General features: G+C 44.0%; 17 protein-coding genes. 4 read left to right on the forward strand and 13 right to left on the reverse strand.

Going from position 1 to position 23,159, the window contains the following annotated elements; all coding sequences use genetic code 11:
• Window positions 1-44: 44 nt before the first annotated feature.
• A complete protein-coding gene (locus LIQ05_RS07335) occupies window positions 45-368 on the forward strand; it encodes a LysR family transcriptional regulator (protein ID WP_226819695.1) in 324 nt (107 codons plus the stop codon).
• Between the two features lie 260 nt (window positions 369-628).
• Here LIQ05_RS07335 and LIQ05_RS07340 read toward each other — a convergent pair whose 3' ends face one another.
• From LIQ05_RS07340 to LIQ05_RS07370, 7 genes are all read right to left on the reverse strand, one after another.
• On the reverse strand, window positions 629-1,705 hold the full coding sequence (locus LIQ05_RS07340; protein WP_226819696.1) for a M42 family metallopeptidase: 1,077 nt from the start codon (window positions 1,703-1,705) through the stop codon (window positions 629-631).
• A 566-nt stretch (window positions 1,706-2,271) separates the two neighbouring features.
• Window positions 2,272-3,555 carry a phosphodiester glycosidase family protein gene (locus LIQ05_RS07345; protein WP_226819697.1) on the reverse strand — a complete coding sequence of 428 codons (1,284 nt, stop codon included), beginning with the start codon at window positions 3,553-3,555 and terminating at the stop codon, window positions 2,272-2,274.
• A gap of 136 nt (window positions 3,556-3,691) precedes the next feature.
• Window positions 3,692-5,353, reverse strand: coding sequence for a hypothetical protein (locus tag LIQ05_RS07350; RefSeq protein WP_226819698.1), 1,662 nt, complete (start codon window positions 5,351-5,353; stop codon window positions 3,692-3,694).
• A 265-nt stretch (window positions 5,354-5,618) separates the two neighbouring features.
• Complete coding sequence (locus LIQ05_RS07355; RefSeq protein ID WP_226819699.1) at window positions 5,619-6,752, reverse strand: alginate O-acetyltransferase AlgX-related protein; 1,134 nt, start codon at window positions 6,750-6,752, stop codon at window positions 5,619-5,621.
• Window positions 6,753-6,762: 10 nt separating this feature from the next.
• A complete protein-coding gene (locus LIQ05_RS07360) occupies window positions 6,763-8,178 on the reverse strand; it encodes an MBOAT family O-acyltransferase (RefSeq protein ID WP_226819700.1) in 1,416 nt (471 codons plus the stop codon).
• Between the two features lie 276 nt (window positions 8,179-8,454).
• Complete coding sequence (locus LIQ05_RS07365) at window positions 8,455-10,059, reverse strand: xylulokinase (RefSeq protein WP_226819701.1); 1,605 nt, start codon at window positions 10,057-10,059, stop codon at window positions 8,455-8,457.
• A gap of 616 nt (window positions 10,060-10,675) precedes the next feature.
• The gene (locus tag LIQ05_RS07370) at window positions 10,676-11,695 is read right to left on the reverse strand and encodes a threonine aldolase family protein (RefSeq protein WP_226819702.1); all 1,020 of its coding nucleotides are present in this window, start codon (window positions 11,693-11,695) and stop codon (window positions 10,676-10,678) included.
• A gap of 524 nt (window positions 11,696-12,219) precedes the next feature.
• On the opposite strand from LIQ05_RS07370, the gene LIQ05_RS07375 reads away from it, so the two are divergent.
• Window positions 12,220-13,356, forward strand: a complete 1,137-nt coding sequence (locus LIQ05_RS07375; protein WP_226819703.1) for a sodium ion-translocating decarboxylase subunit beta — start codon at window positions 12,220-12,222, stop codon at window positions 13,354-13,356.
• A gap of 263 nt (window positions 13,357-13,619) precedes the next feature.
• On the opposite strand, the gene LIQ05_RS07380 is transcribed toward LIQ05_RS07375, so the two are convergent.
• From LIQ05_RS07380 to LIQ05_RS07385, 3 genes are all read right to left on the reverse strand, one after another.
• A complete protein-coding gene (locus tag LIQ05_RS07380) occupies window positions 13,620-14,801 on the reverse strand; it encodes an ATP-binding protein (RefSeq protein WP_226819704.1) in 1,182 nt (393 codons plus the stop codon).
• On the reverse strand, window positions 14,802-14,873 hold the full coding sequence (locus LIQ05_RS20575) for a DUF6783 domain-containing protein (protein WP_416385984.1): 72 nt from the start codon (window positions 14,871-14,873) through the stop codon (window positions 14,802-14,804).
• Between the two features lie 72 nt (window positions 14,874-14,945).
• Window positions 14,946-15,389 carry a DUF1700 domain-containing protein gene (locus LIQ05_RS07385; RefSeq protein WP_226819705.1) on the reverse strand — a complete coding sequence of 148 codons (444 nt, stop codon included), beginning with the start codon at window positions 15,387-15,389 and terminating at the stop codon, window positions 14,946-14,948.
• A gap of 573 nt (window positions 15,390-15,962) precedes the next feature.
• Between LIQ05_RS07385 and LIQ05_RS07390 the strand changes: the two genes are divergently transcribed.
• Complete coding sequence (locus tag LIQ05_RS07390) at window positions 15,963-17,648, forward strand: formate--tetrahydrofolate ligase (RefSeq protein ID WP_226819706.1); 1,686 nt, start codon at window positions 15,963-15,965, stop codon at window positions 17,646-17,648.
• 150 nt (window positions 17,649-17,798) lie between these two features.
• Here LIQ05_RS07390 and LIQ05_RS07395 read toward each other — a convergent pair whose 3' ends face one another.
• From LIQ05_RS07395 to LIQ05_RS07405, 3 genes are all read right to left on the reverse strand, one after another.
• Window positions 17,799-18,671 (reverse strand): phosphoribosylaminoimidazolesuccinocarboxamide synthase, encoded by an 873-nt coding sequence (locus tag LIQ05_RS07395; RefSeq protein WP_226819707.1) that lies wholly within the window; start codon window positions 18,669-18,671, stop codon window positions 17,799-17,801.
• A gap of 263 nt (window positions 18,672-18,934) precedes the next feature.
• Window positions 18,935-20,521: a GGDEF domain-containing protein gene (locus LIQ05_RS07400; RefSeq protein ID WP_226819708.1), complete on the reverse strand. Its 1,587-nt coding sequence runs from the start codon at window positions 20,519-20,521 to the stop codon at window positions 18,935-18,937.
• Window positions 20,518-22,089 (reverse strand): diguanylate cyclase, encoded by a 1,572-nt coding sequence (locus tag LIQ05_RS07405; RefSeq protein ID WP_226819709.1) that lies wholly within the window; start codon window positions 22,087-22,089, stop codon window positions 20,518-20,520. The genes LIQ05_RS07400 and LIQ05_RS07405 overlap by 4 nt, the downstream gene beginning before the upstream one ends.
• A 251-nt stretch (window positions 22,090-22,340) precedes the next feature.
• Here LIQ05_RS07405 and LIQ05_RS07410 point away from each other — a divergent pair, with 251 nt between their 5' ends.
• Window positions 22,341-23,147, forward strand: coding sequence for a Cof-type HAD-IIB family hydrolase (locus LIQ05_RS07410; protein ID WP_226819710.1), 807 nt, complete (start codon window positions 22,341-22,343; stop codon window positions 23,145-23,147).
• The last annotated feature ends 12 nt before the right edge of the window (window positions 23,148-23,159 follow it).

A 23,159-nucleotide genomic window follows, 5' to 3' on the forward strand; every position in this document is an offset into this window, starting at 1 on the left:
CTGATTTGTGATGCTTCCGTGCCATTTCACATAATATTTCATTATTGAAAGTAACCAAAGAAGAGAATATCACAAGAGCTGCTGAGAGCCTGCATATCTTGCAGCCTTATCTTTCAAAGCAACTCATGGAGCTGGAAAATGAATTTGGGAAACAACTGCTTATTCGTGGAAAGCGTAAAATCATATTGACAGAAGATGAAATTATACTCAGAAAACGTGCAGAGGAAATCCTGTCATTAGTGAAAAAAACAGAATCTGATCTAAATTCTAATAATCCACAAATCAGCGGAGAAATTGCTATTAGCGGTAATCCAACTATGACCGTGTTAAATGCAGCATCTCATCTTCGCATACATTATCCGGATTAATCGAATTCTCTGTGTTGTTTCCATCTGATCCCCCTATTTATATTTCTGCTTTTTTGTTGAAATTGTCACTATAACAAATTTATTTTTCATAATACACATCCATCATGAAGAATTGCACCTTTATATTTCTCGAATTATGAGAATCCTCTCTTTATTCAACAAAGATAAAAAAATGGATTTTATGCAGTTTCTGCTTATCTCAGCTCCTGCATAAAATCCAGAAATTTTTTACATATTGTATGTAGAACACATTATATTTTTTAAAAACTCATAATCTGCTCTTCGTCAAGTCTTTTAAGAATTTCGCATGCCAACTTAACCGCATTATCAAAATCAGCATAAGCTGAAATTCCATAATGTGTGTGCGCATAGCGAACCGGAACACCAATAACGATGACCGGAACTGCTTTTTCAGTCAGATGTATAACTGCACCATTGGTTGAACCAGCACTGCGGACTGCATCCTGAACCGGGATGCCAAGCTTTTCTGCCAGATCAAGTGCATATCTCTGGTAACGCGGATTGGTGATCATGCGTGAATCAATATGACGAAGCATCGGACCACGCTTAATAGCCGTCTGAACCATATACTGCTCAACGCACGTATCATCTGCCGGACAGCCTTCAAAAACAATTGCGATATCTGGCTTAATTACCTCTGCTGTCACAGTGGCACCACGTACACCAACTTCTTCCTGTGCTGCACAAGCGCCAACAATATCCACATTCAAATCCTGACCAGCCAGGGTATGCATGGTCTTAAGAATTGCTGCACATCCCAGGCGACAGTCAAAGCTCTTGCCCACCATCAGATCTGTAGTTGCTGAATATGTAAATGTCACATCCGGCACTATCGGTTCACCGATACGAATGCCGAACTTTTCAACCGCCTCTTCTTTAGAAACAGCGCCAACATCTACCGTGATATCTTTCATATCCAGAGGTGCTTTACGCTCTTGCTCTGTCATGAAATGCGGAGGCTTGCTGGTAGTAAGACCCGGAATATATTCTCCGAATCGGTTGCGGACCAAGACTTTATGAGCCGGAATATTGTGGTTAACCCAACCTCCGATCTGAATGATGCGGAGAGTTCCGTTCGGGCAGATAGCCTGCACCATAAAACCAACCTCATCACTATGTGCATCAAGCTGAACAACCGGACGTTTGCCGTTATTTTCTTTACGGCGGATATATAGGTTGCGCATGCGATCTTCTGTAACTTCTCCGAGTCCTTCTGCATAAGGACGAATCGCTGCAACCACTTCATCTTCAAAGCCTGATGTACCGTTTGCATTTGAAATTGCTGCAATCATTTCCAACGTTGTTTTTTTATCCATTCTGACACCTCTTTATGAAAGTTTTGCTTTCTTGAACTCTTCTATGAAATCAACAATATAGTTTGCTGTTGTCTCAAGTATCTCCTTGCGCCACTCTTCTGTAGCGGTACTCAGATGATCCGGTCCAATCCAGCTGCTGCCTGTTACATGTGGAGTATTGCGTATAATATCAACGTTAACTCCCTTGAACTCAGCATCTACTTATATGCTTTTTAAACCAAGTATAGTCTAGGCCAATATGATTGTCAACAATTCCAACTCGATGTGATAAATTTCGTGAACTTCTTATAGAGTAAAGAATGCCATGTAAAAATCAATAACACCGAATAGGATTTATTATAATCCTGTATCGGCGTTATTGATCGTAATTATCTTATTATTCTTTTACTCAAGCTGACCGATTATCATCACGGGAATTTGACACATTGAAATCACGAGCAGGGATTCATGTCCAATTCTTCTCCACTCATATTCTCTATCCGCCGCGGCCTTGCCAACGGCAAGACAAAATCCTTCGCTTGCAGCGCGCAAAAAGAGGACAGCATCCACACTGCCCTCTCTCGTTCTCAATTAGTAAAATACAGAAAATCCCCACAAGGTCTCTCATAATTATTGATCAGCCGATTCATGACCTTTCCATTATAGTACATGGTTACGGAGCCGCCGCCATCCAGGTTGTAGGCGTACTGGCAGCCGTAGCTGTTAAAGATGTTTACCAGGTCCCAATGATTCAGGCCGGAATAGGTGCCGGTGTCGGTGACAAGAAGTACATACTTGCCGGGCTTTACCATTCCTACAGCAGTCCTTGGATAATACTTGGCTGTTTCTGCCCAGGCCGGCTGTGCCTTACCGTTCTTAATAAGAACTGGTCCGAAATTGTAGGTATCCTTTACTCCCGCTTTCAAAAGTACATCTCCCAGAAGCCCCATCTTCGGAGTATAAATGGTGCCGTCATTTTTCACAGCCATTACACTGTAGCTGGTATGATAGTTTCCGTAGATCACACCATTTTTGATGCACATACCAAGAGGTGACGGTTTCCCAGTCTGATAACTAAATGCACTTCCATTTATGCCGATAACGCCTCCATTGCTGGAGATGGCACTGGAAGTAGTCTGTCTGGCTCCTCCATATGTACCATATGACAAAGCCGATTTTAACTGACTGGCATTTGCAGTCTGTACCACAGCTACCCAGTAGGGAATGCCATGGATAGATTTTCTTTTCAGGTCTATATTCAGAGTGCTGCTTTTATATGTATAATGGGAATCGTTCACCTTCACGTCTGGTCTCCGGCTTCCTGTTCTCTGCCCTTTTTTGTTGACATAATATCGGCCCACCCACATATTTTTCGCCAAAGCACCTGTTTTCTTATTGAAATAATAACGATATTTACCAATCTTCTGCCAGCCGGTTGCCATTCTGGAATTTGCCAGGAAGTAATAACGCTTTCCGCCATAAGTCAGCCAGCTGCTGGCAATTGCCACACCAGATTTGTTAAAATAATACTTATACTTGGTCCCGGTTGCCCATCTGTTACGTAACATAATACCGTTTTTCCGGTTGTAATAATAAAGCTTTCCGCCAGATTTCAGCCAGCCGGTAAAACGCTTTCCATCTTTAGTACTGTAATAGTAATTTCCTTTGTACTTGATTTTTCCACACAGCAGCTTCCCTTTAGAATTATAATAATAGTAGTCTTTGCCTTTTTTCACCCATCCATGTTTCTTAGATGTGATGTTCACTTTGGTATTAGACGCCTTCACATAAGAAGAGGCCGATACCGGCAGCGCACACATGGTGCAAAGCAGCACAATCAACCAAATAACTCCACAACTTCTTTTCCTCAAATCATTCCCCCTAAAAATAAACAAAAGACAATCTCAAACACGCTCTACGAATTCGATTCATTAAGTAAGCGGGGCAGACAAATTACTTCGTCTGCCCCACTGTATTTGCCCCACTGTAGGTCGTTCCTATTACCGATTAAGCTGCAGGTGTCTCACTGTCGTCCAATGTATCTCCTGCCATATCTGTCTGCTCTTCAGACTCAGCAACACCATCTGTCTCTGTGCTTTCGATTGCGCTGTCGCCTGTAGCAGCCAGCACATCGTCCAGCCAGCCCTCCGGCATGCCTGCGCTGGTAAGATTCTCTGTAAGCGCATCCATATTCATAGAAGCAGTATAAGCCTCTATATCGTCATCATTACTGAAATCATAAACATCTGTCAGGGAAGCAAAATCAACTGCTGCAAGAGCCTCACCGCCATTGCCACCTGCCAGTGAAATAGAACCAAGAGTTGTTCCGCTTGCTGCAAGAGCAAGATTCCACTCCATGCTGTCTTTATCTGCACCGTCAGCTGTAAAGATCAGCTGCATACCGCCGAAGGAATCATAGGAATTGCCATCCTCATCCTCTACAGGTGCACCGGAAATGGTGTAAGTACCTTTCCAGATTCCATCTGCCATAGCTTTGGTATCATAACCAACAACATCGATCACAGCAGCCTCTGTTCCGCCGGAAGAAAGTGTATAGCTTCCGTTTAACAGGTCGCCGCTCATCTCGCCGCTGCCTTCCAATGCAAAGGTATCATCTCCAGAACCAAACTGGAAGGAAAGTCCCTTCTTCTCTCCATCTGTTGTGCACAGATATCCCAAAAGTTCCTCTTCCTGCTGTCCATCATTTGCAAGGAACTGGCGTCCAACTACTTCGCCGTCAGCATCCACCCATGCTCTTAAAACAAATCCGGACTGGTCTGTCTCATCAGCCTCTACATCCAGTTCCTCCTCCATATCATCAATTGCTTCCAGGAAGGTCTCATAGGTGTAGTCCGGATCATTAGCCGCTGCTGTCCAGGTCTCGATCAGCCCCTTCAGCTCCTCATCTGTCTTCGCAGTGTCAAGGATCTGCTGTAACATTGGAAGTGCCTCTGACTGTGTAACCTGTCCCTCAAGAACAGTCAGCTCCTGGCTTACATCACCAGCAACCGCTTCCTGTGTTCCCGGATTCTCAGCATCTGCAACATTGTCAAAAATAATGTCTGTATACCTGGTCAGAATGGAAGTAAGCACATCTGCTTCCGGCAGATTCTCCAAAGTGGAGAAATAGCTGTTCATGGCATCTGCCATATCCATGCTGGCACTGAAGGAAGAATCCATTTCCTGATCCGCTTCTTCCACAGCTTCCTGTGTCATCTGATCCATATTCATCTTGATATAGCCATCGCTCAGCTCTGGAATCTTCATATAAATTTCGGAATTCTCCATATCCATGTAATATTCGATGGTACAGATCTTTGTTCCGTTCACGTTCAGATCCATAGCTTCTGTCATAACCTTGTCTGTAAGACCAACATCCGCACTGATAGATGCATCCGACAGCCAGGAGATATCCACAGGAGAAAGCATTCCAAGAATTGCTTTTCCACCATCATCCAGACTGATCTTCATTTCAGCGTTTCCCTTCACCTCTTCGGTATTCATCTGGGAAAGACTTTCTGCGTAATCAGCGCCAAATTCCTGAATCGCCTTGGCCACTGCTGCTTTTTCAGTTTCCTTATAGGAGTCTGCTGCCCACGCGGTAGCTGGCATTGTGCTGATTCCCATGAAAGATGCTAACAAAATTGCGGTGATCTTTTTTCTCTTCATAATATCCTCCTTTGGAATATCCTTGCATTTTCTGTGATCTGTCAAGTATCTGTCAGCGCCGGTTCATCGTGCTATAACAAACAATTTTGACAAAACAAGTTAGTATCAGAATATCATTTGCCGTACTTATTGTCAATGTAAGAATTTTGTTCTGAATATTTAGAAATTTAATAAAAATTCTCAATAATTTAACAATTCCATTTGGAGTGCAGTGAACGGATTGAACAGCCCCTTTGGAACCACTACGGCTTTCTTATTATACCATTTATCCTTCCTCAGCCTGTATAATGTAACTATCCAGATTCTCCATATACCGCTGGTCCCGCTCCACTGTGATCAGGATCACATCATTCGGCATATATTTCTCCAGAAGCTCCTGCTTGAAATCGTCGATCCGCACAAATACAGTCTTCTGATAACGGTACGGCATATATTTCTCCAAACGGAGCCGGAACGAATCTCCGATCACCATCAGTGTCTTCTCATTTGACGAGTTGGACTTAAACACCTTCAGGATTTCCTCGCCACCTTCGCTCTTCTCTTTTCTCACCTTATAGCGCACACCGTCATGAAAATGGTCCAGCCCATACTCCCGGTCATCATCTAGTTCCTTGTATCGTCCGATCATTCTGGACAGATCTCCTCTGCAGGGATTGGTTCCCATCATCACCTGAATGGCTCCAATGGGAAGGCACTCCCCAGTCAGATCCTCCACGATTTTTTCATTTGTGATATAGCCGCCCAGATTATTCATATGGGTATCATATTTTCGGAAAAGCTGGTATTTTTCAGAATATTTTTCCAGATAATCCGCCAGGAAATCAAACTCCACATCTGAGTTCTCCTTCATGTATCTGGCAAAGGTTTCCATTCTGGAATCCCCCATCCCAATCACTTCCGGCTTATCTGGCATATATTCAGAATAAATAGTCTCTTTGCTTGGCGCTACATAATAATGAAACTGCTCCACGCCCTTATCCAGGAACCAATCCCGCACCTTCTCAATTTTCGCCGCGGTCTCAGCGCTCTGTTCCAGGCTGTACACATTGGTCTTCTGGTAATCTGCCATGGCGTTTTCCCCATCTTTAGAGGGCAGATAGAATAGCCAGTTATCTTCCCCAATCACAACATCTCCGATTTTCGTTGTCTGGAAAAACTCTGTGTCAATTAAATTATAAAAATTCACCAAAGCATTTTTAAAAGGTACATGATCCTTATAAAAGGCTTCAAACTGGGATGGAAAGTCCCCAAGAGAGGCCAGGCTTACCTGGGGAAAAGAAGCCAGTTCCCTGTTTTCATTATTTTCTGTATTAAAATAGCCGGAAAAGCCCGCCCATATCAGGTTCGGAAGAACCAGGCTTCCCACAAACAATGTGATCAATACTTTTTGTTTTTTCATATTCTGTCCGTTAAAATCTAAAATAAATAAATGGATTATAGCTGTTATTTACAAGCATGGTTACACAGATCCAGAAGATTGCCGCACAAGCAAGTATTCTTGGCACTGTTACCACACCTGCTTCCGGGATTTTCCCGGGAAAACAACTTCTGCATTTTTCATATAATTTCTGCAGAATTCCGGCAAGCAAAACTCCCAACACCATCAGAAGGAGCATTTTTCCATCAAGATAAGCCGACAGCAGGATGATTCCTCCATGGGATACAAACAGGTTTCTTACATAGGCAAAAAACAAGGAAAGATCCTCTGCCCGGAACAGGATCCAGCCAAAGAATACCACCACCATGGTATACCCCCAACCAACTGCCTTTGGCAGCTTTTCCAGCTTTTTTCCAAGTCCTGCCCGCTCCAGGATCAGAAACAGTCCATAATAAAGTCCCCACAGAAGAAACGCCATTCCTGCCCCATGCCACATTCCCGTAAGGAAAAATACGATCAACAGATTTCGGTAGGTACACACAGTTCCCTCTCTGTTTCCCCCAAGAGGAATGTACACATAATCCCGGAACCAGGAGGACAGGGAAATGTGCCATCTGCGCCAGAATTCCTGTACCGAGCGTGCCACATAAGGGTAACGGAAGTTCTCCTGAAACTCAAACCCAAACATTTTTCCAAGACCGATGGCCATATCAGAATAGCCGGAAAAATCATAATAAATCTGCAGCATATAAAGGATTGCCCCCAACCAGAGTGCTTTTCGCGATACTGCATAAGGACCATATTTGAAAATATCATCCACCACTTTTGCAAAAGAGTTGGCAAGGATCACCTTTTTCCCCAGTCCCCAGCAAAAACGCATAACACCTGAGGCAAACTTCTGAACCGTTTCCTTCCGGCCTGTAATCTGTGCTGCAATATCCTTGTACTTCACAATCGGGCCTGCGATCAGCTGTGGAAAAAAGGAAATATAAAGAAGCATGTGCCAGAAATTGTGCTGAGCCTTCGTCTCTCCCCGGTACACGTCAATCACGTAGGACATCGCCTGAAAGGTATAAAAAGAAATTCCAATGGGCAGCGCCACCTGGAAAACAGTGCCAACGTCTCCGTCAGAAGCAAAAATCCCGCTTATGGCTTCCACCAGAGTACTGAAATATTTAAAATAGCCTAGCAGAGCCAGATTGATGCAAACGGTCCCTATCAGGATTTTCTTCTTTTTCCCAGGATTCTTTTCGATCAGGATTCCTCCTGCAAAATTCACCCCAACCGAAAACAGCATAAGAAAAATATAAACAGGCTCTCCCCATGCATAAAAAAGCAGGCTGAAAAATACCAGGATCCCATTTCGGATTTTTCTGGGACTTATATAGTATGCTGCCAGTACAAGCGGCAGAAAAATCCAGAGAAAGAGCATTGAACTGAAAACCATGTGTGTGTCTCCTTTCGCCAATGGTGCAAGCACGTTGGCTCATTGGTTCCCATTATAACATAAAAGGCCTCCCACACACCAGAATCCTGTAAAATTTCACATTCTGAAATGTAGGAGGCCATTACTATTTCTTTATTCACTGCAATGTACTTCGGAAAACATTACCTAATATTGGTAACCGTTCAGTACCTTCACAGTTACACGCCTTGCAATGCACAGAAATCATGCTTTGCATGATTTCTGTGCCATTATTCTCAGGTTTCCTTTGAAATCAGCTTACCAGATTTTGGAATCCACAGCTGCGCGCTCGATTGGCAGGCCCTTCATGTATCTGTCCATGAACATGTTGAAGCCTTCTACGCCTTCCGGATCCGGATTCAGGGTGCTTCCCTGGTTTCCTGCGAACACCTTGGTATCCAGGAAGTCTTCCAGAGTCTCGTTTCCATCTTTGTTTACCAGATAGGATGCCAGAACCGCAATTCCCCATGCACCACCCTCACCGGCAGTCTCCATAACAGAAACAGGAGCGTTTACAGCATCCGCAAGGATCTGCTGTCCAACCCCTTTTGTCTTAAACAGTCCGCCATGTCCAAGAAGACGGTCAACCTTTACGCCCTCTTTCTTAAACAGAATGTCAAGGCCAACCCGCATTGCGCCAAGGCAGGTGTAAAGATTGGTTCGCATAAAGTTTGCCAGGTTGAATTTGCTTTCAGGAGAACGTGCAAACAGTGGTCTTCCTTCTGTAAATCCAGTCATATGCTCGCCTGAGAAATAGCAGTAGGACAAAAGTCCGCCGCAGTCCACATCACCTTCCATAGCCTTGTTATATAAGGTTCCAAAAAGCTTGTTCATATCTACTTCCATGCCCATTGCCTCAGCAAACTCACGGAAAATATTTACCCATGCATTCAGATCAGAGGTACAGTTATTGGAATGTGCCATTGCAACCGGATGTCCGGATGGAGTTGCCACCATATCAATCTCAGAATATGGTGCTGATAACTCTTTTTCCAGAACAATAGATGCAAATACGGAAGTACCTGCGGATACATTTCCAGTACGCTTTGCAACACTGTTGGTAGCTACCATTCCGGTACCAGCATCGCCCTCTGGCGGACACATTGGGATTCCGGCTTTCAGCTTGCCCGTTACGTCAAGAAGCTTTACGCCTTCTTCTGTCAAACACCCTGCATCCTGTCCTGCAACAAGTGATTTTGGCAAAATGTCACGGAGCTTCCATGGGAATCCATAGGAAGCAACCAGCTCATCAAACTGCTGAACCATTTTCTCATTGTAATCCTTGGTGGTGCTGTCAACCGGGAACATTCCGGCAACGTCACCGATTCCAAGGACTCTCTGGCCGGTTAGTTTCCAATGTACATAGGCTTCCAGAGTTGCAATATAGTCAATGTCTTTTACATGTGGCTCACCGTTTAAGATTGCCTGATACAGATGTGCAATGCTCCATCTCTGTGGGATATTGTACTGGAAAAGCTCGGACAGCTTTCTGCTTGCCTCTCCTGTAATATTGTTTCTCCAGGTTCTGAATGGAACCAGAAGGTTTCCTGCTTTGTCAAATGGCATATAGCCATGCATCATGGCGCTGATTCCAATAGCGCCTACGCTTGTAAGCTCTACTCCGTATTTCTCCTGGACGTCCTTTGCCATCTGCTGATAGCAGTCCTGGATTCCGGACCAGATGTCCTCCAGACTGTAGGTCCAGACACCGTTCTCATAGCGGTTCTCCCACTCGTGTCCGCCAGATGCGATCGGTGCGTTATTTCCATCTACCAGAACCGCTTTGATCCTTGTAGAACCAAACTCGATTCCAAGTGCGGTCTTATTGTCCAGAATTGCCTGTTTTGCTTCTGTAGCTCCCATGTGTAAAATCCTCCCATTGTCTTTTATAATGCGCAATGTAACTGTTCAGTACCTTCGCCGTTACGCGCTCCGCCATGCACAGAAATCATGCTATGCATGTTTTCGCGCCTAGGGTCTCATTTTTTGTGAACTACATTCACAAAAAACACCTCGCGGAATGCTACCTTATTTCAGCAAAGTTCATTCTTGATTCCTGCCTGTACTGCTACATGACGTTTGAATTCTTCCGGATTTTTTCCTTCCAGAATAATATCATATTTATTATAATATTCTTCCACAAGAGCGTCAATATCTCCCTTGGAAATGGCTGGATCAGACGGTTACTGTTCACTCCATTCACAGCAACACGCTTCGCGATGCACAGAAATCATGCATTCGCATGATTTCGCGCCGCAATTCTCGGGCTTTTTGTGAATTTTGTTCACAAAAAGCACCTCGCGGAACATTACCAGTGAACAATAACATCAGACGTTCTACCTCACTGTCTTCTTCGGACACACCGTTAGTTTTTTCCAGAATCAGCGGGGGCTGCCATCTCGCCCAGCTTTTCCTGGGGATGGGTGATGGTGGTAATGCCGGTGGCGCGCTGGGCGTAGAGGGGTTTCCGCTTATTTCATTACAATATCCCGATCAGCGCGTCAATATCTTCCATCTTCGTTGCCCAGCTTGTTGCAAAGCGGACTACGGTATGGTTGTCATCATATTTTTCCCAGAAACTAAACTTCACCTTCTCGCCCAGTTCCTCCATCTTCTTATTTTCCAGAATGACAAAGATCTGGTTGGTAGGGGAATTGATGAAAAACTCATATTCTTTTTCTTTAAGGGCAGCTTTCAGCTTCGCCGCAGTTTTGATGGCATTTTTGCTGATTTCCAGATATAAGTCGTCTGTAAAAAGAGTATCGAACTGGATTCCAAGAAGTCTGCCTTTTGCCAGAAGTGCCCCCTGCTGTTTGATCATGGTGAAGAAATGCCTGGGTGCCTTTTTCGGGAAAACAACGGCCTCGCCGCACAGGGCTCCTACCTTGGTTCCGCCAATATAAAATACATCGGTGTATTTCGCAATCTCTTTCAATGTCACATCTGTCTCTGCCACCAGTCCATAGCCAAGTCTGGCGCCATCTAAGAACAACGGGATCTGGTACTCCCGACACACGCTGGAAATATCAGCCAGCTCCTGTCTGGTATAGAGAGTGCCATATTCGGTAGGATGAGAAATATAAACCATTCCCGGAAAAACCATGTGATCGTAGCTGCCATCTGCATAATAGGTTCCGAGGTAATCTTTCAGATCTGCGGCAGAAATCTTACCATCCTTCTGGGGAAGCGGAAGGACCTTGTGTCCGGTAAATTCAATGGCACCGGCTTCATGGGCGTTTACATGTCCCGTAACTGCAGAAACCACGCCCTCATAACGGTTCAGCATAGATGCGATCACAACTGCATTTGTCTGGGTTCCGCCTACCAGGAAATACACTTCTCCATCCGGGCAGCCGCAGGCTGTTTTAATTTTCTCCTTCGCCTGGTCGCAGTAAGGATCCAGACCATATCCTGGAACCTTCTCCATATTGGTTTCCATTAATCTTTTTAAAATTGCTTTGTGAGCACCTTCACAGTAATCATTTTCAAAATACAGCATGTTGTAACTCCTTTTATTTTTTTGCTTGTATGCACAAATGTTAATTCTATAGTTAAGTTTTATCATATACCTATACGGAACTTTTTACAAGCAGATACCATTCGGAATCATAGCTTCCCTCTGTCCTTTCCCTATATTTTCAATTGCCTAAATAGAAAGAATAGTCCATTTCATGGTTCCCGTTCACTGGCAGCCTTTCATGTGCATTTGCCAAAAAACTTTTTATAGTTCAGGGTTGACATCCCCACTTCTGCCGAATTATAATAACATCAACAAAATATAGCTTATAGGCACACTTCAATAAAAGGGAGTAGCTGGCATATCAGATACGCTGTTTTTAAGGACACAGCATTTTCTGAATATGGATTTTCATGCGTCAGAACGGCAGACAGCTTTCATATGCTGTCACCCGCAGAGAATTGAAATGGCAAGACTTTTATTACAATAGCTGCATATTTTTGGTATGCATTGTTGTAATAAAAGTCTTTTTTTTATATATATAAACTCAAAAGGAGGAAAACAAAATGGAATTTTTAACAGATGGAATCTTAGCACTGACCTGGCAGCAAATCGTAATGTTCGCGGTGGGAATCGCCCTGATCTGGCTGGCGATCAAAAAGGGCTTCGAACCAGCCCTGCTTCTGCCAATGGGCTTTGGCGCAATCCTTGTGAACCTGCCCTTCTCCGGAGTTCTGAACCAGACTCTGGCAGGTGGAATCCAGGCGAACGGCGTGATCGAATGGCTGTTTCATGTAGGAATTGAAGCATCCGAAGTAATGCCCATTTTACTCTTTATCGGAATCGGCGCCATGATCGACTTCGGGCCGCTGCTTTCCAAGCCTTCCCTGTTCCTGTTTGGAGCAGGTGCCCAGTTCGGGATCTTCGCTGCAATTTTGTTGGCCACAGTCCTTGGTTTTGACTTAAAGGATGCGGCTTCTATCGGAATTATCGGCGCAGCAGATGGGCCAACCTCCATTCTGGTATCCCAGATCCTGAATTCCAGATACATCGGTGCCATCGCCGTGGCCGCCTATTCCTACATGGCGCTTGTTCCCATTGTGCAGCCTTTCGCCATCCGGCTTGTAACTACGAAGAAAGAACGCTGCATCCATATGGAATACAATCCAAAATCCGTTTCCAAAACCATGCGGATTGCCTTTCCCATTGTAGTAACTGTCATCGTTGGCCTGGTGGCTCCACAATCTGTTGCCCTGGTGGGATTTCTCATGTTCGGCAACCTGATCCGTGAATGCGGTGTCCTTGGCACCATGTCTGACACTGCCCAGAATATTCTGGCGAACCTGATCACCCTGCTTCTCGGGATCACCATCTCCTTCAGCATGCGGGCAGATCAGTTCGTAACAAAAGAAACCTTACTGATCCTGGTGATTGGACTTTTCGCCTTTGTAATGGACACCATTGGTGGTGTTCTGCTGGCAAAATTCCTAAACCTTTTCCTAAAAAAGAAGATTAATCCAATGATCGGCGGTGCCGGAATTTCTGCATTTCCAATGTCCTCGCGTGTAGTTCAGAAAATGGCCATGGAGGAAGATCCTACAAACGTGATTCTCATGCAGGCCGCCGGCGCCAACGTGTCCGGGCAGATTGCCTCTGTGATCGCAGGTGGCATGGTTATTAACCTGGTGACGAAATTTTTATAAGGATTTCCACAACCCTGATCAGTATTTCACACATTATATAAACAGGAGGCTCTTATCTATGAATACATCCAATATTATTATCGCTCTGGAAATCATGGCAAAAGGGATGGCTGGAATCTTCATTGCCATTCTCATCATAATACTCTGTGTATGGATTCTGGGAAAAATAGGATAACCACAATGAGCCAAGGTCTTCTGTAACACACAGACCCTGGCTCATCTTTCTCTTTATTACTTACCGCTCACATCCTGGCCAATAACCTTTATTCTTCCGTGGAATCCGCAGGACTTTCCTTTTTTTCTGGAAAAGCGCTCTCCTCCCGGTCATAATTTTCCAGGAAGGAATGTCTCACTCCATACTGCTTATATCCCACAACAGTATCAATATTTACATTCTCCACACTCTTGAAAATATTTCCCTCCACAAACGGGTTTACCTTTTTCAGGTCACGGATCAATTCCTTGATTTCCACACGTTTGGAGCGGTTCTCATTGTTACAGGTGGTGCAGGTGTCTGTAAACTTACATGCACACTGTATAAAATGCAGATCATTATAATCACGCCATGCCTTAATATCGTCCTCACGAACCAGATACAGCGGGCGGATCAGCTCCATCCCTTCAAAGTTAGTGCTGTGAAGCTTTGGCATCATAGTCTGCACCTGGGCGCCGTAAAGCATTCCCATAAGAATGGTCTCGATCACATCATCATAATGATGTCCCAGGGCAATCTTGTTGCAGCCCATTTCCTTTGCAAACGCATAGAGATGGCCGCGGCGCATTCTTGCACAAAGATAACAAGGTGACTTCTCTACATTAAATACGGACTCAAAAATATCAGACTCAAAAATTTGGATGGGAATATTCAGCCTTCTGGCATTTTCCTCGATCACCTGACGGTTGGCCGGACTATACCCTGGATCCATAACCAGAAACTTCACTTCGAAATCAAACTTATTGTGAAGCTTCAATTCCTGAAAGCACTTTGCCATCAGCATGGAATCCTTACCGCCTGAAATACAGACTGCAATCCTGTCTCCAGGCTTCACAAGCTCATAGGTATTGATCGCCTTGGTGAACTTGGACCAGATTTTTTTCTTAAATTTCTTTCGAAGGCTGATCTCCACATTTTTCGCAAAATCTTCGTCCTGGGAACTCTTCATGGCATCCATAAGCCAGGCAATATAGCCCTTCTCCAGGCTTACTGCGTCAAGTCCCTCTTCTTCAAGATTTTCCGCAATTTCTTTACTGTTGATTCCCCTGCTGCAGCAGATCACCAGCTTCTTCGTCTTATCTACTTCCGGGTTCTCTTTTATCTCCTCGGGTTTGCAGGCTACTGCGCCTTTGATGGCACCGTGGGAAATCTCAATCTCATCGCGGACATCAATGATCTGATAGGAATCCGCTGGTAACTTCTTTAGTTCTTCTATTGTTATACTACTCATTTAAAAACCTTTCCTAGCGCGTATCTGAAAAAGACTTTCTGCAAGATGTGCGTCACAATTTGTGGGAATGATTTTTCAGACACTCTCTAAAATGTATTCTATAATGTCCACGCTCCAGAGCGTATCCAATCTTTTTTCTTAGCTTTAATTCCGATTCTTGATCAGTGACACAACAAACAGGATCACTGCAAGTACCGCAAAAAACGGAATCACTGCCACCAGGATATGAAACAGCAAAAATACCACGATCAGCAGGAGCACCACGCCCAGCAGCTTACTGTACCAGGTATCAAAACGCCATACGTGCACATGCTCCTTTCCCATACCCTGGGCGTTCTGGGAATCATCTGAATACGTGCTGTACTCTTCATAATCCAACTGTCCATTATCCACATCTGTATCCAGCAAAGTCCTGGCAATCAGCCTGGGATCTCCAAGCTCCGCAAGAACCTGCTGCTCGTCCCGTCCACTGCGCACCTGTGACTGGATATAATCTTCATAGTAACGCACATGCGCTGCCACTTTGCCCTCATGCATCTGTCCGGACAACTGGTTTCTCAATGTATCCAGAAATTCTGTTCTGTTCATTCAATTATTCAACCTTTCTTATATAAGCCCAAGAATTATTATCTGTTTCAAAATATTTTATCTAAGCATGCAGCTATTCAGTACCATCACAGTTACACGCTTCACGGAATACCGCCTTCTGAATAGTTACCTAAGCATTTTCTATTCTAACAACACTTTCACCCTTACGCAACTATCCAAGTCATAAAATTTTTATGAATCCTTCCTTAAGAGAGTCTAAAAGAAAGGATCGTTTTTTACCATTCAGACAGATTTTCTTTGTGCCAAAAGCATTTGTTAATTTTCACAAATAATCAATGATTTTTTTGACAATAATTCCGTCTGTTAATTTATTGACATAATGTTTTTTTAATGATACAATAAGCACATCAATTGAAAAGCTTCTGAATACTGACGGATCGTGGAGTTAACCACAGGGACTTCGGAAGCAGATCAAGATCGTTGCTGGTGGCTAAATCCACAGCAACTCAGGAGCCGACCGTCTGGGCAGTATTTGAATCATCAGATACTGCCCTTTTTTTACCGGAAGGTTTGGAAGCCATTTAATCTTACACAACGAAAGGAGCTTTTATTATGGGGTTTAAAAGTGACATCGAAATCGCACAGGAATGCGAAATGAAACCAATTACTGAGATTGCGGCGAAAGCAGGTATTGATGACAAATACCTTGAGCAGTACGGTAAATATAAAGCAAAAATTGACTATAATCTGTTAAAAGAGACAGACAAAGAAGATGGCAAACTGATTCTGGTTACCGCTATCAACCCGACTCCAGCCGGAGAAGGAAAAACAACGACTACTGTTGGTCTTGCAGATGCTATGCAGCAGATGGGCAAGAACGTTATGGTAGCTCTTCGTGAGCCATCCCTTGGACCGGTATTTGGTGTTAAGGGCGGCGCAGCAGGCGGCGGATATGCACAGGTTGTTCCAATGGAAGACATCAACCTTCACTTCACCGGTGACTTCCACGCAATCGGCGCAGCCAACAACCTTCTTGCAGCTATGATCGACAACCATATTTTCCAGGGCAACGCACTGAACATCGACCCACGTAAGATTACATGGAGAAGATGCGTAGATATGAATGACCGTCAGCTTCGTAACGTAGTAGATGGTCTTGGCGGAAGAACAAACGGTATGCCTCGTGAAGATGGATATGACATCACCGTTGCTTCTGAAATCATGGCAGTTCTCTGTCTTGCAAGTGACATCACAGACCTGAAGAAGAGACTTTCCAGAATGATCATTGGTTATACATATGGCAAGCCTTCAGAGCAGAAGCCAGTTACCGCTGGTGACCTCCACGCAGAAGGTGCTATGACAGCCCTTCTGAAAGATGCTCTGAAACCGAATCTGGTTCAGACCCTGGAGCATGTACCTGCAATCGTTCACGGCGGACCATTCGCAAACATCGCTCACGGATGCAACTCCGTAACTGCTACTAAGATGGCTTTGAAGCTTGCTGATTATACCATCACAGAGGCTGGATTCGGTGCAGACCTTGGTGCTGAAAAATTCCTTGATATCAAGTGCCGTATGGCTGGCCTGAAACCAAACGCAGTTGTTATCGTTGCTACCGTCCGTGCACTGAAATACAATGGCGGCGTTGCCAAAGCAGATCTGAACAATGAGAACCTTGAGGCTCTTGAGAAGGGTCTTCCGAACCTGCTGAAGCATGTAAGCAACATCAAGAACGTTTACAAGCTTCCATGTGTGGTTGCCATCAACGCATTCCCAACCGATACCAAGGCAGAGCTTGACCTGGTTGAAGCGAAATGTAAAGAACTTGGCGTTAACGTTGCTCTTTCTGAAGTATGGGCAAAAGGCGGCGAAGGCGGCAAGAAGTTAGCGGAAGAAGTGATCCGTCTTGTAGAAGAGCCAAATGACTTCACCTATTCCTATGAGCTTGAGGGCTCCATTGAAGATAAACTGAACCAGATCGTTCAGAAGATTTACGGTGGTAAGAGAGTCGTTCTCACAGCCAATGCCCAGAAGCAGGCCAAACAGCTTGAAGCTCTTGGATTTGGCAATTGCCCGATCTGTGTTGCAAAAACACAGTACAGCTTAACCGATGACCAGACCAAGCTTGGTGCTCCGACAGACTTCGAAGTAACCGTTCGTAACCTGAAGATTTCCGCAGGTGCAGGCTTCATCGTAGCTCTCACCGGCGAGATCATGACCATGCCAGGTCTCCCGAAAGTTCCGGCAGCTGAGAAGATCGACGTAGACGAAACTGGTAAGATCACAGGACTGTTCTAATTTTCACCGCAGTCACCAAGTTTTCGTGCGATCATGAATTTTGGTTTGTTGCTCATGAAAATCAATGCCCGGGAGTTTTTAACTCCCGGGCATTTTTACGCAACAAACAACTGCCAGGGACAGATTCCCTGGCAGTGTTATGTATATTCCTTATTTCAGCTTCTCTCCGGTAAGCATCTCATATGCCTGGAGATATTTATCAATGGTCTTGTCCACGATTTCCTGTGGAAGTGTCCAGTTGTTGTCCGGATTGGCTTTCAGCCAGTCGCGGGCGAACTGCTTGTCAAAGGATGGCTGGCCATGTCCTGGCTCATAGCCATCTGCCGGCCAGAATCTGGAGCTGTCCGGTGTGAGCATCTCATCACCAAGCACAATATTTCCATTCTCATCCAGACCAAACTCAAACTTGGTATCTGCAATAATAATACCCTTGCTCAGTGCATATTCTGCACACTTTTTATATAATGCGATGGTGTAATCACGGATCTTCCCGGCATATTCCTGACCATGTCCCGGATAGTATTTCTCAAGATGGGCAACGCTCTGCTCAAAAGAAATATTCTCATCATGATCACCGATCTCAGCCTTGGTAGAAGGTGTGTAAATAGGTTCCGGCAGCTTATCAGACTCTTTCAGTCCTTCTGGAAGAGTAATTCCGCAGACAGTACCATTCTTCTGGTAGCTAGCCCAGCCACTTCCTGTAATGTATCCTCGAACGATACACTCTACCGGAATCATGTCCAGCTTGCGGCACATCATGCTGTTTCCGTCGAATTTGTCCTGCTGGAAAAACTCTGGCATATCTTTTACATCAACAGAAATCATGTGGTTCGGCAGGATGTCCTGGGTCATATCGAACCAGAACTTGGACATCTGTGTAAGGACAGTGCCCTTCTTAGTCACTTCGTTGTTCAGGATCACGTCAAAACAGCTGATACGGTCTGTAGCAACCATGATCAGGCTGTCTCCATTGTCGTAAATCTCGCGTACTTTGCCTTCTTTAACTGGCTTCATTTCCTGCATAGCTTTACACCTCGTCATTTTTCTATTTTTCGTTTATGTCAATGGAAAATCAACTTATCCGGGCGTTTCTTCTGCCCGGGATTTCCATTTACAGCACCCCATCATTTTATCATTTTACAGACCAAAAAACAATTCTCCTAATTGCTGAAATCAAAGCATCTTTTCCCGAAATCCATGTGAATCTTCACAGAAGCAGACAATGGCCGCCGCATAATCCATGCTATGCAGCAGCCACATATAACCATTCAACAAAAAACAGCAGGCTATTCCAGCACATACTGGTTCTTACCGCCATTCTTTGCCTTATACAGATTTTTGTCCGCACTATGGATAAAATCAGTCAGGCTATAATCTTTTTCCACAACCTTGTTTACCACACCCATGGAAATGGTCACGGTATCAGACTCCTGGTGTCTTAAAAACGGCATCTTAGCTCTGTTTATCTCCTGGAACAATTTTTCCACAAACTTTTGCAGTTCCTCATCTGACTTGTCAATTCCAAGGATCACGAATTCATCACCACCGTAGCGGCTTGCAAAATATTCTGTTCCAGCTATATCCTGAAGGATCCCGGAAATCCTTTTCAGACAGTCATCACCTTTCAGATGACCATACTCATCATTATAAATCTTAAACTCGTCAATATCAAAAAGGCACAGACAGATCCGGGCTTTCTGGAAGCAGGCAATTTCACACAGCTTCGTAAAGCGCTTTTTTAAACCATAACGATTGCTGATCCCGGTAAGCTCATCAATCTCACTGGTATTCATCAGCTTCCTGGTATTCGCAGAGAGCTGCTCATTGGTCATGCGCTCATATTCCAGCTTATAGCGGTTATCTATAGCTCGCACGATCAGCGTATTCTCTTCTTTTTGAGATTTCTTTTTCAACTCATAATACTGCTGATAATATTTCTTAAGCTTCTCTTTTTCTCCAGTTGCCTTATAGTATTCAATCCAGGATTCGCAAAGTCTGAAGCTTCTTTTTACGACCTCACTTTTCCCATAAACACGCTGAAGCTCGGTCAAAATATGCTCCGCTCCTACATAGTATTCCAGGCTTAGAAGTTCGTGTATCAAACCAATAAAATGATTAAAAGCCTCCACTTCTTCATAGCATTCCCCGGAAAGTGACAAAATTTTATTCGCTTCTTCAATGGCTTTTTCCCGTTCTCCTGTTTCAGCATAGACACTCACAGAATCTACGAGCCTGTTAATCTCTACTGCGGAAAAATATGTGCTTGGTTCACTGTCGTACTCAGCTTCTGCCAGTTCAAGATATTTTCTGGCCTGATCATATTTCTTTTCTCCCTGACAGCCAATAGCAAGATTCACAAAATACTGCTTCTTATTGTACATCTTTTTCTGTTCTTTCTTTCCTTGCTTCTGGGAAATTTCGTATCCCTTGCTGCAATAATAAGCAGCGTCTCCATAATCCCCGACACGGTGAAGGAGTACTCCAATGTTGTTGTAAATCATCCCTTGCATAACTGCATCCTTACATTTCCGCGCAAGCTTTAAAGCCTTAAAATAATAATCCAATCCCAGCAATCCGTCTCCCTGGTTTACATAAATAATACCAGTAATGTTATAATTCTTCTCTAAAAGGTTTTCGTATCCATTCTTCTTCTGAATTTTCTCGGCTATCATCATATTGTCAATGGCTTCTTTAAATTTTCCAAGAGTAAACAACGTGTCTCCCATGTAGAGCCGGGCATACGCAATCTGATAGCTATCCTCTGTTTTCAGTCCATTTTCCAGAATTTCGCAACAGATATCGTAAGCCCGCTGGGGATCTGAAAAACGGTATTTCATTACTTTTTTGCATTTTTTCTCAAAATCTATACTCATTTTTCATCTCCCTGCACAGATTCGTTGATCGCAAAGCCATTTTTGGAACTTTTTTTCAAACTGTAAAGCATCCTGTCTGCTGCTTCAATATAACAGGGAAAATCCATCTTTTCCTCTGGAACAGAATTCACACCGCCAATGGTAACAGTTACCTCGTCTGAAACTGCCGAATTCTTATTGGGTATAGCAACCTTCGTCAGCGACTTCTTAATTTCCATTGCCACTTCCATTATAGAAATAGTTTGTATGCCAGTAATGGTCAGTAAAAATTCATCTCCACCATATCGCCCTGCCATTCCTTTATCCGCCACTGCATGCTTCAAAATATGGGCAATTTTTTTCAGACACTCATCTCCTGCCACATGTCCGTAAGTGTCATTAAACTCTTTGAAAAAGTCCACGTCCACAAACAAAACCGCAAATTTCTGTTTCTGCTCCCTTGCAGCTGCAAAAGCTTTGTTCATGTATTTACGGATTCCCCGGCGATTCAGCACTCCGGTAAGTTCATCATATTCGTTTCTTTTAAATAGTACGTTCTGCCACTCTTCCATGCTGGTCCGTCTGTCTGCTTCTTTCTGAAGCTCGATTCTCTTTTTCAATCTTTTCACAGCAGACTGTTTGGAAATTTCTTTAAATTTCATATCATACTGGAAAAACAGCTCATAAGCACGTTCCAGCGGTTCTTCTTCCCCTAACTCTGTGTAAATCTGAATCTCGTACTCCATCAGTCTGGTCCATTTCCCGGCACATTCCATTCCGACAAGCAATCTCTCTGTTTTCGCCGTAAATCTTGCTGCATCCTCATATTTTTTTAACGCCATCAGTATATCCAGAATATCAAAATAGTGAGAAAGTCTTTCAAACCGGTTCTGAATATCCTCAACCTGCTCCCAGATTTTCCCCAGTCCTGCCATAGCTTCCTCTTTCATGCCTTTCTGCGCATAACAGGATGCATAGAGAAGCGGAACATTAAGGTGATCTTCTTTCAGCTTATCCAGGGACCCCAGATATTCAAGGGCTTTGTCCGGCTTCCCTTTTTCCAATTCCAGACCTGCCCGGAACATGTTGTAAAATTCCTCACCGAATGCTACATTGGACTCATTTTCACTGGCATTCTGCGCCATCTCAAATGCCCGTTTCAAGGTTGCCTCTGATTTCCCATAAGCGCCAGCTTTCCGGTATACGTACGCAATATTGGCAATAGCAGCCGAACACATCATATAGTCTTCCATTTGCTCCGCAATCTCAATTTCCTTAAAAAAGCAATCCAGGGCACCCTGCTCATCATCCTGACCAATATAAATAACCCCTGCCAGATTATATAAAGTCAAGAACAGCTTGTCGTATTCTTTTTTCCCCATCAGGTCCATAGCTGCATGGTATTCATCCATGGCCTTGTCAAGCATTCCCATAGAATGAAAAGCATCTGCCAGATATGTATGTGCAAATGCTCTTGCGTATTCTGTTTCATTCATTTCCAGCAGTTTCAGACACAGATCCCGCTCTTTCTCCGGAGACTGATGCCTCACCTCCAGGATCTGGTTCATATATCGGTTCTCTTCGCTCATGTGGTTCACCTTTTTTCAGATTAATTCTTTTTTTAGCAGTATAAACAATAAGATACTCGGATTATCCTTATTCGTCAACATTCCGGGCTAAAAATCTTTGCACAAAAAACAGTTCAAATTACTGTTCACAAAGTGAACAGTAACCAGTTCAAAATGATTGATTGAGGCGCTGTATTTAGCTTATAATACAATAAAATAAAACAAGACAGCTAATTTACCATACCCAACTTTCTATATTTCAGGGAGGCATTATGAATTACAAATTCGCAGCCGCCGATATGGACGGCACTTTATTAAATGATGAAAATGAAATTACGCCATACACGGTAGAAATTATCCGGCGCGCAGTTTCACAGGGATTGATTTTCTCCATCTGCACAGGGCGCCCTATTCAGGGAGTGGAGCGTTATCAGAAACAGCTGGGGATCCAGGGACCAGTGATCACCTATAACGGGGCTATGATCCTGGATTCTGCTGACGGACGTGTTCTGTATAAACAGGAGCTGGAAGCTGACGATGCCCGTCTAATCCTGGAAGCAGGACTGAACTATGATACTACCATGTGTATCTGGTCGGATAATAAATTATATGGGAACAAGCTCAACGACCGTATTCAGGAATACAGCCAGCCAACCAAGGTAACGCCTCTTCTCATGCCATCTACAGGCCAGCTTCTGGCGCAGGGAATTACGAAAATTCTATGGTATGACGATACCTTAAAAATTCAGCAAATAGAAAAAGAGCTGCAAAATACAGCTCCTTTTCACAATGTCACCTTCTGTACCTCCAAGCCCTTTTATCTGGAATTCTTCAACAGCCAAGTGTCAAAAGCCGCTGCTATTGACCGGATCGGGGAACTCTACGGCTTCACCCCCGATCAAACCATCGCTATCGGCGACGGCTTCAACGACCTGTCCATGATCCAGCATGCAGCACTTGGCGCTGCCATGGCGAATGCGCCGGAGGGAGTGAAAGAATGCGCAGATTATATTACTGCACGCACCAATAATGAGGATGGGGTTGCAGAAGTTCTGGGGAAATATATTTTAAATATCTAAAATATATAAAAA

It is taken from the genome of Blautia glucerasea (assembly GCF_020537505.1).
Classification (GTDB): domain Bacteria; phylum Bacillota; class Clostridia; order Lachnospirales; family Lachnospiraceae; genus Blautia_A.